Origin of the sequence: Clostridium sardiniense, from assembly GCF_019753795.1 — a bacterium.
Classification (GTDB): Bacteria; Bacillota; Clostridia; order Clostridiales; family Clostridiaceae; genus Clostridium; species Clostridium sardiniense.
Map to the genome: position 1 here is coordinate 48,686 of NZ_JAIKTU010000011.1, position 14,457 is coordinate 63,142.

13 protein-coding genes and 1 pseudogene are annotated in these 14,457 nt (G+C 29.0%); 1 reads left to right on the forward strand and 13 read right to left on the reverse strand.

Annotated features, from left to right (window positions below; genetic code table 11):
* Positions 1-18: 18 nt before the first annotated feature.
* The 11 genes from pflA to K5V21_RS13630 form a co-directional block, all read right to left on the reverse strand.
* Positions 19-729, reverse strand: a complete 711-nt coding sequence (gene pflA / locus K5V21_RS13580; RefSeq protein WP_221861826.1) for a pyruvate formate-lyase-activating protein — start codon at positions 727-729, stop codon at positions 19-21.
* A gap of 172 nt (positions 730-901) precedes the next feature.
* Complete coding sequence (pflB, locus tag K5V21_RS13585) at positions 902-3,133, reverse strand: formate C-acetyltransferase (RefSeq protein WP_221861727.1); 2,232 nt, start codon at positions 3,131-3,133, stop codon at positions 902-904.
* A 220-nt stretch (positions 3,134-3,353) separates the two neighbouring features.
* The gene (gene pyrE / locus K5V21_RS13590; RefSeq protein ID WP_221861728.1) at positions 3,354-4,028 is read right to left on the reverse strand and encodes an orotate phosphoribosyltransferase; all 675 of its coding nucleotides are present in this window, start codon (positions 4,026-4,028) and stop codon (positions 3,354-3,356) included.
* A 29-nt stretch (positions 4,029-4,057) separates the two neighbouring features.
* Positions 4,058-4,954, reverse strand: coding sequence for a dihydroorotate dehydrogenase (locus K5V21_RS13595; protein WP_221861729.1), 897 nt, complete (start codon positions 4,952-4,954; stop codon positions 4,058-4,060).
* A gap of 12 nt (positions 4,955-4,966) precedes the next feature.
* Positions 4,967-5,707, reverse strand: a complete 741-nt coding sequence (locus tag K5V21_RS13600) for a dihydroorotate dehydrogenase electron transfer subunit (RefSeq protein WP_221861730.1) — start codon at positions 5,705-5,707, stop codon at positions 4,967-4,969.
* A gap of 14 nt (positions 5,708-5,721) precedes the next feature.
* Positions 5,722-6,594 carry an orotidine-5'-phosphate decarboxylase gene (pyrF, locus tag K5V21_RS13605; RefSeq protein ID WP_221861731.1) on the reverse strand — a complete coding sequence of 291 codons (873 nt, stop codon included), beginning with the start codon at positions 6,592-6,594 and terminating at the stop codon, positions 5,722-5,724.
* Positions 6,595-6,608: 14 nt separating this feature from the next.
* Positions 6,609-7,805 carry a dihydroorotase gene (locus K5V21_RS13610; protein ID WP_221861732.1) on the reverse strand — a complete coding sequence of 399 codons (1,197 nt, stop codon included), beginning with the start codon at positions 7,803-7,805 and terminating at the stop codon, positions 6,609-6,611.
* Between the two features lie 21 nt (positions 7,806-7,826).
* Positions 7,827-8,252, reverse strand: coding sequence for an aspartate carbamoyltransferase regulatory subunit (locus tag K5V21_RS13615; RefSeq protein WP_221861733.1), 426 nt, complete (start codon positions 8,250-8,252; stop codon positions 7,827-7,829).
* A gap of 1 nt (position 8,253) precedes the next feature.
* Complete coding sequence (pyrB, locus tag K5V21_RS13620) at positions 8,254-9,177, reverse strand: aspartate carbamoyltransferase (RefSeq protein ID WP_204595181.1); 924 nt, start codon at positions 9,175-9,177, stop codon at positions 8,254-8,256.
* A gap of 221 nt (positions 9,178-9,398) precedes the next feature.
* Positions 9,399-9,593 carry a hypothetical protein gene (locus K5V21_RS13625; protein WP_221861734.1) on the reverse strand — a complete coding sequence of 65 codons (195 nt, stop codon included), beginning with the start codon at positions 9,591-9,593 and terminating at the stop codon, positions 9,399-9,401.
* Between the two features lie 244 nt (positions 9,594-9,837).
* Positions 9,838-10,881 (reverse strand): TDT family transporter, encoded by a 1,044-nt coding sequence (locus K5V21_RS13630; protein WP_221861735.1) that lies wholly within the window; start codon positions 10,879-10,881, stop codon positions 9,838-9,840.
* A 558-nt stretch (positions 10,882-11,439) separates the two neighbouring features.
* Between K5V21_RS13630 and K5V21_RS13635 the strand changes: the two genes are divergently transcribed.
* Positions 11,440-12,201, forward strand: coding sequence for a polysaccharide deacetylase family protein (locus K5V21_RS13635; protein WP_307495259.1), 762 nt, complete (start codon positions 11,440-11,442; stop codon positions 12,199-12,201).
* 416 nt (positions 12,202-12,617) lie between these two features.
* On the opposite strand, the pseudogene K5V21_RS13640 reads toward K5V21_RS13635, so the two are convergent.
* Positions 12,618-13,289, reverse strand: a pseudogene (locus K5V21_RS13640) (manganese catalase family protein).
* Between the two features lie 261 nt (positions 13,290-13,550).
* Entirely contained in the window at positions 13,551-14,447 is an 897-nt protein-coding gene (locus K5V21_RS13645) for a DUF1351 domain-containing protein (RefSeq protein ID WP_221861737.1), read from the reverse strand.
* Between the last annotated feature and the right edge of the window lie 10 nt (positions 14,448-14,457).

The window sequence follows — 14,457 nt, forward strand, 5'->3', positions numbered from 1 at the left end:
AGTTTAAAATCTAACTCTTTATTCTTCATTTAATATTTTTTGGTACTCTTTAATTTTCTCTTTATCCATAGCTTCAACACCTTCTAATGGATAATTAAGTCCCATATTTTCGTATTTATTTACTCCAAGTAAATGGTATGGAAGAAGCTCTACTTTCTCTACATTATCTAAAGTTTTTATAAATTCCTTTAACTTTCTTATATGTTCTTCCCCATCAGTTAATCCAGGCACAACAACATGTCTTATCCACATTTTTGTTCCAGCATTTTGCACTGCGCCAAGAAACTTTAGGGACTCATCAATATTCATTAAAGTTACATTTTTATATCCTTCTCTTGTTAGATCTTTTATATCAAAAAGGACTAAATCTGTATATTTTAATATTTCATCATACATTCCAACTCCAAATCCTGAAGTATCTATACATGTATGTATACCTTCTTTTTTACATAGCTTCAATGCTTCAATTAAAAACTCTGGTTGTCTTAAAGGTTCGCCACCTGAAAATGTAACGCCACCATTTGAAGTATTAAAATACGCCTTATATCTTTTTATCTTATTTACCAATTCAGATGGAGTATATTCTTCACCACAGCCATATTCCCATGTATCAGGATTATGGCAATACTTACACCTTAAAGAACACCCTTGCAAAAACACAACAACTCTTATACCAGGCCCATCTACAAGTCCCATAGTTTCTATTGAATGAATTTTTCCTATATTCATAGTCATTAACTTCCTCCTTGAACAATTGATGATTTAAAGTTTATAAATATACCTTCTATTTATAAATTTTAAATCATCAATTACTTATTTAAAATTATAATACATATCCCCTGCTAAGCATAACCCTAGCAGAGGATAATTTAATTGATACTAAGTTTTAATAGTATAAATATTACATTCTTGAGTGGAATGTTCTGTTTATAACATCAAGTTGTTGCTCTCTAGTTAACTTGATGAAGTTTACAGCATATCCTGAAACTCTGATAGTTAATTGTGGATATTCCTCTGGTCTTTCCATTGCATCTAATAATGTCTCTCTATTAAACACATTAACATTTAAGTGATGCGCTTTTTGACCAAAGTATCCATCTAACATATTGCTTAAATTAGATATTCTATCTTCCTTTGACTTTCCTAAAGCATCTGGAACTATTGAGAAAGTATTTGATATACCATCTTGTGAATGCTCATATGGAAGCTTAGCAACTGAATTTAATGATGCAAGTGATCCACTTGAATCTCTACCATGCATTGGATTAGCTCCTGGTGCAAATGGTTCTCCAGCTTTTCTTCCACAAGGAGTTGTTCCTGTCTTCTTACCGTATACTACGTTTGAAGTTATAGTTAATACAGATTGAGTATGGTATGAATTTCTGTAAGTCTTATTCTTTCTGATCTTCTCCATCATATTCTTAACTAAGAATACAGCTATTTCATCTACTCTATCATCATCATTTCCGTATTTAGGGAAATCTCCTTCAACTTCGAAATCAACAGCAATTCCTTCTTCGTTTCTTATTGGTTTAACCTTAGCATACTTAATAGCTGATAAAGAGTCAGCACAAACTGATAAACCAGCTATACCACAAGCCATTGTTCTAAATACATCTCTATCATGTAATGCCATTTGAAGTGATTCATATGAATACTTGTCATGCATGTAGTGGATACAGTTTAAAGTATTAACATAAAGGTTTGCTAACCAATCTGTCATTACATCAAATTTTTCCATAACTTCATTGTAATCTAAATAATCACTTGTTATAGGTGCCATCTTAGGTGCTACTTGTACTCCTGACTTTTCATCTATACCACCATTTATAGTGTAAAGTAAAGTCTTAGCTAAGTTAACTCTTGCACCGAAGAATTGCATTTGCTTACCTATTCTCATTGCAGATACACAACAAGCAATAGCGTAGTCATCTCCCCAGTATTCTGTCATTAAATCATCATTTTCATATTGAACTGAACTTGTATCAATAGATACCTTTGAACAAAAATCTTTAAAGTTTTGAGGTAATCTAGTTGACCATAATACTGTTAAATTTGGTTCAGGTGATGGTCCTAATGTATAAAGTGTATTAAGTACTCTGAATGAATTCTTAGTAACTAAACTCTTTCCATTTAATCCCATGCCACCAATTGATTCAGTTACCCAAGTTGGATCTCCTGAGAATAAATCATTGTACTCTGGTGTTCTTAAGAACTTAACTAATCTAAGTTTCATTACGAAATGGTCCATTATTTCTTGAGCTTCTTCTTCAGTTATTACTCCTGCATCTAAATCTCTTTGAATATATATGTCTAAGAAAGTAGAAGTTCTACCTAATGACATAGCCGCACCATTTTGTTGCTTAATTGCAGCTAAGTATGCAAAGTAAACCCATTGAACAGCTTCTTTAGCATTCATTGCAGGCTTTGATAAATCAAAGCCATAGCTTGATCCCATTGCTTTAAGTTCTTTTAAAGCTACTATTTGATCGCTAATTTCTTCTCTTAATTGAATTACATCTGCATCAATAGTGTTAACTTCTAAGCTCTTCTTTTGAGCCATCTTATCTTCTATTAATCTATCTACACCATATAAAGCAACTCTTCTATAGTCACCTATAATTCTTCCTCTACCATAAGCATCTGGAAGTCCTGTTACTATACCATATTTTCTAGCTAACTTCATTTCATCAGTATATGCATCAAATACACCTTGGTTATGAGTCTTTCTGTACTTAGTGAATATTTCTGATATTCTACCATCAACTTCATATCCATAAGCTTTAGCTGCATTTTCTGCCATTCTTATACCACCTTGTGGCATAACAGCTCTCTTAAGTGGAGCGTCAGTTTGTACACCCACTATCTTTTCTATTGCTTGGTCTATATAACCAGGCGCATATTCATTTATTCCTGATACTGTTTTAGTATCAACATCTAAAACTCCACCATTTTCTCTTTCCTTCTTAAATAGCTCACTTACTTCATCCCATAACTTAGTTGTATTTTCAGTTGCTCCCTTTAAGAAAGAATCATCTCCTTCATATGGAGTATAATTATTTTGAATAAAGTTTCTGACATCAATTTCTTTTTGCCAATTTCCTTCTTTAAAGCCTTCCCATTCCCTAAACATTAATGCGTCGCCTCTCTTTCATAATTAATTTATGATTAAATTATAAATGATAAATTTTTCACAGTCAATAATTATTTTCATTTGAAACTTACTATCATCAATCTAACCTTCTTTCACTTTATATTTTAAACGAAAAAGGACTAAATGTAAAAGTTTTTTTAACAATTAGTCCTTTTTTTATATTTTTTTAACAATATTTTTCATTTTTATGAGTTTGTTTTTACTTTGCACCATATTGCTTATAATAATTATTTATTCTTTCCATAATTTCATCATCTATTATTACTTTATCATTTATTTTCCTGTTATAAAGATACTCTATTACTTCTTCCATAGTTACTATAGCACATGTCTTAAATCCAAACTTTTCTTTTATTTCATTTAAGGCAGATTTTTCTCCTTTTCCTCGTTCCATCCTATCTACAGATATTATAAGTCCAGTAACATCAACATCCCCTTGTTCCTTTAAAATAGGCATTGTTTCGTATATTGACGTACCTGCTGTTGTTACATCTTCAACTATTAAAACTTTATCTCCATCTTTTAAATTAGCACCAAGAAGTATTCCCTTATCTCCATGATCTTTAACTTCTTTTCTATTAGAACAGTAATCTACATCTATATTATACATGTCTGATAATGCAATTGAAGTTGTAACTGTTAATGGAATTCCTTTATATGCAGGTCCAAATAAAACATTAAATTCTTCTCCAAAATTCTCCTTTATAGCTTCTGCATAAAACTCTCCAAGTCTCTTTAGTTGACTTCCTTTTTTGTAATTTCCTGTATTTACAAAAAACGGTGTTTTTCTTCCGCTCTTTGTTACAAAATCTCCAAATGTAAGAACTCCACACTCTACCATAAACTCTATAAACTCTTTTTTATACGCTTTCATACTAAAAACCTCCAAATTTTCGTTAAATTTTAAACAATCCCTATTATCTCGTTAATGTCTTTTATTCCTTCTTTTATTAAGAAATTTTCCATTCCTTCTATTATTTCTTTTCCTGCCATTGGATTTGTAAAATTAACAGTTCCAATCTGTATAGCTGATGCTCCCGCCATCATAAACTCAATAGCATCTTGCCAATTAGAAATTCCACCTAGTCCTACCACCGGTATATCAACTGCCTTTGATACTTCGTGTACCATTCTAAGTGCTATTGGCTTTATAGCTGGTCCTGATAATCCTGCATATGTATTATTAAATACTGCTTTCCTTTTATTTATATCAATAGCAAATCCTTTTAATGTATTTATTAAGGATAATGAATCAGCCCCAGCTTCTCTACATTTCACAGCCATTTCCACTATATTTTCTGCATTTGGTGATAATTTCACCATAAGAGGTTTATTGGTGATACTCTTTATTTTACTTACAACATCATATGCAACTTCTGATTTTATTCCAAAAGCCATACCACCTGATTTTACATTTGGACATGATATATTAAGTTCTATCATATCAATATCTGTATTATTAAGATTAATTATGGCTTCTTCATAATCTTCCATGCATCCACCACCAATATTTGCAATTACATTAGTATTAAGCTTTTTCATGTTCTTCAATTCGTGCTCTATAAAGTGATCTATTCCTGGATTTTGAAGTCCAACTGAATTCATCATACCGCTTGAAGTTTCATATACTCTTATCCCTTCATTTCCATCCTTTGGATTTATAGTTAATCCTTTTGATGATATTCCACCTAGAATACCAACATCATAAAAATCTTTATACTCTTCTCCAAATCCAAATGTACCTGAAGCTGCTATAACAGGATTCTTAAATTCTACTCCATTTATATTAACCTTTAGCATATAACTCCTCCTCTACAGTTCTACATAGTTTCCATCAAATACTGGTCCATCTTTACAAGTTCTCTTATGCCCATCCTTTGTCTTACATGTGCAAACTAAGCATGCTCCGACTCCACAAGCCATATGTTTTTCCATTGATACAAATATCTTTGTACCACATTCTTTGCACATTTCTACTACCTTTTTCATCATAACTTCCGGTCCACAACATAAAACTACATCATAATCTCTTGGATTTAAGACTTCTGTTACAAAACCTTTCTTTCCGTGCTTTCCTGTGTTAGTTGTTATATTTATATTATCTACATACTTTTCAAAGTCATTTATTAAATATACATCATCTCTAAATCCTGCATATAGATCTATATTAGATGCATTATTTTTTTCTCTAAGTTCTTTAGCTACTTGAAGCATAGGTGCAGTTCCTATCCCTCCAGATACTAAAGCAACTCTACCTAACTTTTCATTTACATTAAATCCATTTCCTAAAGGTCCTGTAATTTTTATTTCATCTGATTCCTTAATCTTGCTTATTTCTTCTGTTCCAGTACCAACTACTGCATAAAGAAATGTAAGCTTATCATCTTCTTTTTCACAAATACTTATAGGCCTTGGAAGAAGTGCATTTTTGACTTTAAGCATATAAAATTGACCACACTTTATCTCATTCTCATCTTTTACTACTAATTTAAATATCCCTTTTGCTATCTCATCATTACTAATTACAGTAACATCTTTATAGACAATTCCCATAGTCAAAATCCTCCCTATCTATTACACGCTGATCTTATTTCGTCTCTCATCCTAATTACTTCTTCTCTAGCACATTTTACAAAGTCTTTTTCAGAAGCTCCATTATTTTTATAAGCTAGAAGTATTCCTCTTGAAGAGTTTACTACTCCTCCGTTTCCATTATTAAGATACATTGCAACATCTTCAGCTTTTCCACCTTGCGCTCCATATCCCGGTATTAAGAAAAACATTTCCTTTAAAGTTTCTCTAATCTTTGCACCCTCTTCTATATGTGTACATCCAATTACTCCACCCATTGGAGTATATCCACATTCACCCATATATTCTTTTCCCATGTTTAATACCTTTTCGCCAACTATATCATAAACATTTCTTCCAGCTGGAGTTTTGATATACTCTATATCTTTTGCTCCTTTATTTGAAGTTCTAACTAAGCTAAATATTCCTTTATCTCCACCTTCTATATAAGGTATATATGGTTCTATGCTATCCATCCCCATATATGGGCTTAATGTTATAAAGTCTGCTTCAAAGTCGCCTTCAAAATGAGCTTTAGCGTACATTGTTGCTGTAGCTGCAATATCCCCTCTTTTTATATCAGCTATAATTATTTCACCCTTTTCTCTAAGGTATGCTAATGTATCTCTGTAAGCTTCTAGTCCTTCAATGCCTAATGCCTCATAATAAGCTATTTGCACTTTAAAGCATGCAGCTACATCAAATGTTGCATCAATTATTGCCCTATTAAACTCAACAATAGCATCTTTATTTGACTTTCCCTCTTTTATAAAACTTGGTATGTAATCAAGTGATGTGTCAAGACCAACACACACCACTCCTCTTTCATTAACTCTATTATATAATTTATCTATTATTCTACTCTTCATCTTTTAATCCCCCACTATTTTTTATATAAAACTCTTCCACCTTTTATTGTCATAACTACTTCACCATAAAACTCCATACCTTCAAATGGTGTATTTTTCCCTTTTGAGTGGAACTCCTCTGAATTTATAACTATCTTTTTATTTGGATCTATTAAAACTACATCTCCATCTAATCCAATACTAATATTCCCCTTATTCATCTTTAATATATTAGCTGGATTTCTTGACATCATCTCTGATAGCTTATTTATTGATATAACTCCACCTTTTACAAGTTTTGTATAACATATTGGAAAAGCTGTTTCTAGTCCTACCATCCCCGGTGAACCTTTCTTTTTATCTTCATAAGTATGCGGTGCATGATCTGTTCCTATACAATCTACATCCCCATGACTTATTGCTTTAATTAAAAAGTCAACATCTTCTCTTTCCCTTATTGGAGGATTAACTCTATAATTACTAACATCATTAGTTAGTGCAATATGATGTGGGGTAACTTCACAAGTTACTTGTACCCCTTTGCATTTTCCATCTATTATATATTGCATAGCTTCTTTAGTGCTTACATGAGCCATATGAAGCTTAGCTTCTGTAACCTTTGCAAGTGTTATATCTCTCCAAGTCATCATATTTTCTGCAAGTCTCATATCTATATCTGAAAATTCACCTGACTCTGCATGAGACATAACTATCCAGTCATTTTCTTTTGCTATCTTCATAGCTTCCATCATAACTCTTGAATCTGATACTCCAACTCCATCATCTGATATTGCTCTCACTCTAGAATCATTTTTAAATTCTTCTAAGTGTGATATTGTTTTCCCATCAAAATTCTTTGTTATTGTTACACATTGGTGTATATCTATAAGGTTTAACTTCTCTTCCTTTTCTTTGACATAATTTAAAACTTCCTTAGTTGAACATATAGGACTAGTGTTTCCCATTAAACATACTCCTGTATATCCGCCTCTAAGTGCAGATCTAGATCCAGTCTCTAAATCTTCTTTATAAGTAAGCCCAGGATCTCTAAAGTGAGCATGAGTATCAACAAATGCTGGCATTAAGGTTAATCCATTTGCATCTATAGTTTCTACTCCACTTTTACTTATATCTATACCTACTTCTTTTATTTTTCCATTTTCTATATAAACATCACCAAAAAAATTTTGGCATGAATCAATTACATTTGCATTCTTTATTAATATATTCAAATCAAGCACCTCTTTAAGCTCTTATACTAGTTTCATTATGTGATCACAATACTCACATTTATAAGTTGCTTTATCTCTATCTACTAAGTTAAATATTTGAGGAACATAATTTTCATCAGTTGTTATACATCTTACATTGTCACAAGTAATTATATTTTCAACTTTCTCTGGAAGTTCTGGTATTAGCTTGTTAACTATTTTTTCATCTCTAACTTCATTTATTGTTATATTAGGTGAAAGCATTGCTAATACTCTATAATCTATTTCTTGTATTCCTTCAATTTTTATAATATCTTTTTTACCTAAAGTATTACTTTTAACATTCATGATTAATGCTACGCTTAAATCTGATTCTTCTAAATTTAGGTGATTAAATATTTTAATTCCAATTCCAGCTTTTATATGATCTATAACTAATCCATTTTTTATACTTGTAATTTCTAACATATTAACATACCCCCAAAAGTTTACATATTAACGCCATTCTTGCATACATTCCATATTCAGCTTGCTTAAAGTAAGCAGCTCTCTTATCTGAATCAACTTCTACAGCAATTTCATTTACTCTTGGTAGTGGATGCATAACTATCATATCTTCCTTAGCTAAATTCATCTTGTCCATATCTAATATATAACTATCTTTAAGTCTTAAGTACTCTTTCTCATTAAAGAATCTTTCTTTTTGAATTCTTGTCATGTAAAGTATATCTACTTCTTCTATTACATCTTCTAATCTTTCAACTTCTTTAAATTCTATATTATTCTTTTTTAAGATTTCATCTCTTATATAATCTGGTATTTGAAGTTCCTTTGGTGATATTAATACAAATTTATTACCTTCATACCTAGACATTGCCTTTATTAATGAATGTACTGTTCGTCCATATTTTAAATCTCCACATAAACCAATTGTTTGATTTGAAAGACTTCCTTTTAAAGTTTCTATTGTTAATAAATCTGTTAATGTTTGAGTTGGATGTTGATGTCCACCATCTCCTGCATTTATAACTGGTACCTCTGAGTACATACTTGCAACTCTTGCAGAGCCTTCTCTTGGATGTCTCATTGTTATAATGTCTGAATAGATTGATACCATTTTTATAGTATCTGCAAGGGTTTCTCCCTTAGATGCTGAACTTGAATTTGGTTCTGAAAAACCTAAGATATTTCCACCTAGTCTCATCATAGCTGCTTCAAAGCTAAATCTTGTTCTTGTACTAGGTTCATAAAATAGAGTCGCTAGGATTTTCCCATCACATATATGAGAATATTCCTTTGGATTTTCAATAATTTGATGTGCTAATTTGAAAATTTCTTCTAGTTGTCCTATAGTAAAATCCATAGGATCGATTAAATGTTTATCTTTTAACATAATTTCACTCCTTCTTAACCTCTCTGTGTTAAATTAAAAGGGAAATATTTTCTTACAATTGTATAAGTATATAAAAAAAGTCTTCCTCACAAGACATAAGGAAGACGCAGTTATTCTACGATACAATTGCATTACTATTACTTCCTTACTGATCTCTCTGGATCAAATTAAAGGTTATCTTTTCTGTAGAATACCATGTTAAACATTAACTGTCAATATTTTTAATTTATTTTTATAAAATCATTTAGAAATTTATTCAATACTACCCATCTTATAAAGTCCTTAGTATTAAGTTTATGTAACTTTGCAAGTTTTTCTATTATTTCTTTTTCCTCTTTAGATATAGAAATCTCTATCTTATCTATATTTCTCTTATTTATAATTGCAGAATTTATCTTCTCTTTTATTCCATACAATATAGTAGTCACCACCTCTCAAATACTTATTCATAATATATTCATTATGTAACCTCTTTAGAATTATTTTTAAATAAAAAAGAAAACCCCTAGAATTTAAACTCTAGGGGTTTTCTTTAAATTATTATTTTGTTTAAGTTAATGTTTGTTTAAATTGATGTTTTTTAAGTTAATGTTTTGTTTTGATACTGTTAATTATAAATTTATCTTAATCTTTATTTTATTAAAGATTAGTTAGCTGATATTATTTTAATAATTCTTCTACTGTATTATCTGGTAAAGTTTCTTCTTTAGTAGTTTTTCCAAGTAAAGATTCTTCTAATTCTAAAGTTTCTTCTGCTCTTGGACTTATAGCTTTTACAAATAACAATAAGAAGTTAAATACTACATAGAAGATTACTCCTGTTCCTATAAATATTTCAATATCTCCTAATACTTTAAAAACTCCGCCACCTACTCCTCCTACATTCATTAAATATTCACTTACTTTATAAGCAGCCATAATACTAATTGCAAGCGGGAATGTAAGTGATGCATATATTGGTGCAAACCCCTTTTTTATAAAACCTACTATATATGTATAAACTAATAATAAATTTATTATTGAAATAACTATTAATACTCCTAAAATTATAGGGTTTAAAGTTTTAAAGGCAGTAATATATCCAACTAAACAAAGGCTAGCTGGAGCTGCCATTATTCCTATTGTAGGTAGATGATGCTCTTCTATAGCTTTATGATTAAATACTCTATATAACATTATTGGCCAAGTTATTATATATATAATAAATCCAAAATAAAATAACCATTGTGCTAATTTATCATATCCCATTCCTGTACTTGTAACGCAAGCAACAACTACTCCAACCCAAACTACGAACCAACTTGGAACCATATGTTCAAGCTTAAAACCTTTTATTCTAAATGCAAAGAAAACTATGAATAATATAAAATGTACAATTATACATGCAAGCCATAACCCTTTTGCAAATCTTGGTGCAACATTTAAAAAGTATGCTGCTATTAACATTAATCCCATATCTATTGTTGGATAAAAGCTTCCTAAAACTGGATGTTTTATCTCTTGTATAATTTTTTTAGGAAATACTACTATTCTTATAAGCATTAATGATAATGCTAAAATTGTAAATATTATTGCTAATGGCTTTAAAAAATTTATTCCATTTATTTGCCATGCTGTACTTACTGTTATTAAACCAAGAGAAGTTCCACATATGCCTATTGGATAATTCTCTAATTTACTTATTAAACTCTTCTTTTGATTCATATTGATTCCTCCGTATATTATTTACATGATTAATTATATATAATAAAAATAGATAAGTGAAAGAGTATTTTTTTATATATATTATATGCATTTAGTTATATATAACTTTTTCTATATTCTTATAATATACCCGCAAAATTTAAATTCATTACTCTTATCAATTTATTAATACTAATTTTATATAGATAAAAAAAGCTTAACAACATATTAAAATATGTTGTTAAGCTTTTTTAAAATTTACTATTAATGTAAACTCTTATATATGACGGAATTAAGCTGTGTAACTTTTATATATTTCTTGCCATACTATTAAATTTTTATATTAATTCATTATATTATCTATTCTTATATAATTAAAGAATAAAAATCTTATTGAGTAATATACTAAAGGTATTGATTTACTTATATAAGTAAGGAGGACTTAATATGAATTCAGATAATAGGAAACCGAAATTCACCAAACCGAAAAAAATAATCCTAATTCCTTTTACAATTATATTAATAATATGTATCTCATTATTTACAATAATAAAACCTAATTCTAATAACACAGAAGTTGTGGCATCTGAAAATGACTTGGGTACTTCTTATTACTTACAATTAAAGGATGATCCTAATGCAGATGATGCATTAATCGTATCTAAATTTATGAATGATTTATATAAAGGCTACAAACAATATCCCGTTAGAAATGATAGAAAAAAAATAGTTTATTTGACCTTTGATGACGGTCCATCAACAACAAATACTCCAGCTTTACTTAAAGTTCTAGATAAACACAATATTAAAGCAACATTCTTTGTAACTGGAGTATCATTAAATGCTAATGATAAAGCTAAAGAATTATTAAAAGAAATTGCTATCAACGGACATGCCATAGGAAATCATACATATAGTCATAACTACCATTACCTTTATCCAAGTAGGACCATAAATGTAGATCATGTTATTGATGATTTACATAAAAATGAAAAGTTAATGCAAAGTATTTTGGGCAAGGATTTCTTTACTAGAATTATTAGATTACCAGGTGGATATCGTACATGGAATGGAAAGGAAGCATTAAAAAATAAGCTGAATGAGCTTGAAATTCAAAATATTGATTGGAATGCTTTAAATGGTGATGCAGAAGGGAAAAAGAAAAATGCACAAGAATTAGTTATCTACCTAAAAAAGACCGTTAAGAAGCTTGGTGAAGACGCAGACAATATTGTGGTTCTAATGCATGATGCATATGGGAAAGATGAAACTGTGAAAGCTTTACCTCAGATAATTAAATATTTTAAAGATAAAGGTTTTGAATTCAAAACAATAAAATAAGACTTCTATTATACGGTTTCTAATTTTAAATTTCACTAATATAAGACCCAACTGCCTCTTAAATTTTATTATTTACTAATATAATCAATAGTATAATTTATATACTAGCTTATTTTTATCTATATGTTAATTCAATCAACCTTTTCTCAATATATTATCAATCAATATCTGTTATCATATATATATATATATATATATTAATTAAATTAATGAAAAAAATGAATTAAAGATAATATTTATCAGGTGAGAAATGTATAAATTAATAATTAAAATTCAACTTCATTAAAATAACATTTAATCTCATAAAAAAGACTAGAATTAATTCTAGTCTTTTTTATTTATATCCACATTGTACAAATATTTACTTCTTTTTTAGTTAATTTCTTTAAAATAACTATCTTTTTAATCTACAAAAACTATCTTCTAGGATTATCAAAAGATGGTGGTGTAGGTTCTGGATGCTTGTGCTCTGGCCCTGGCGTAGATAAATCAAAGTAAAGTTTTGAATCTTCAGTTACACCAAAATCTTTATTTGATCCTGTTTTTTGTACTTTATTTAACGCTTCTCTAAATAGTGTATTATGAGCTTCTTCTCTATTTAGTAAAAAATCAATAGTTTCTTTAACATATTTATCATCTATTTGTCTATATAAATATTCATAAACAACTTTTGCTCTTTGTTCTGAATCAATATTCGATAACAAATCAGCAACTAAATCACCTGTAACTGTAACATAATCAGCAGTCCATGGAGCACCTGAAGAATTTATTAATACTGGAGATAATCCAGTAAGTACATGTGTTTCTATTTCTCCAACCTCAGTTTTATTATAATCTACTTCATGTCCGTTTAATAAATTAATTGTTTGAACTACCATTTCCATATGGCTTAATTTTTCTGCACCTATATCTAAAAATAAATCTTTTATTTCAGGATCTTTTATCCTAAAACTTTGAGATATATATTGCATTGCTGCTTTTAATTCACCATTTCCTCCCCCTAGTTGTTCTTGCATTAATACCGCATATTGCGGATTTGGTTTTTCTACTTTTACTTCGTGTAATAATTATTTTTCATGTTTGAACAAAATAAATACCTCTTAAACTTTTACTGAGTCACTAATTATTTTCTTCATTAAATTTAATTATATTCGTAAATATGAATTTTATTTATATGAATAAAATTTAGTTATATCTTTCATATAATAATTTATCCCTTCACAGTATTCTTTTTAAAGATAATTATCCTTATTTTCATAAACTACTAATTTTATAAAATTAGTAGTTTATAATAATTTTTAAAGTACTCTAAAAGTTAAATAAGCTAAATTTATTCTATATAAATATCTCTATTTTATAACTCTCTTTTCTTTTACGTTATACTTATACCCATTTTCTTTCAGATACTTACTTAAGGATTTTATCATTTCATAATTATGTATAACATCTATGTTTACAAAATACTTAACATTATCTTGGGATAATTTTATATCATTATCTATTTTTCCACTCTCATTTTCATTATTTTTTGCTTGTACATTTTTTTCCATATACTGTACTGTTTTTTCTGCTTTTAATATTGTTTCTGCTCTATCATTTATCTCTTTTAATATTTTATCTAAGGGCCATCCTAATTCTATATAATATGTAAAATCATCCATAGTAAGTTTAGTTTTTATATCTCTATTAACTGAATTTATTGCATTTCTTATTGACACTTCAAATATTAATCTTTTCTCCATATCATCTTCTTGCTGTTTTTCTAATATTGCAGCTCTCATTTCAATATCTTCTTTTATACTCTTTAATGTTCCACTAAGATTTAAATATTGATCCTTTATAGTTAATTTAGATGCATACTCTTCTTTTAATTTATGATTTCTTATACTTTCCTTTATGTATTCAATAGCTTTAAGTCTTTTTTCTTCTCTCCGTTTATCATCATATATTTTAATTCCATCCTTTATTGGCTTCTCTACTTCTGAGATTAATTTTATAAGATCTCTACATTGAGATTCAAATTCTCTTATTGGTTTTTCCATTTCCCTTTTTACATTTTTTCTATAACTATCTATATTATTTCTAAGTTTAGCTAGATCCTTTTGAGTTGTTTTACACTTTTTTAAACTTTCTTCTGTAACTACCATGCCTTTATATTTATTCATCGTATCATTTAATGATAATTTAACTTCATCAAAATTCATTAATATAACTGGTAATTGCTTCTCTACTTCTATTTCTTTCATAGGATTTTCC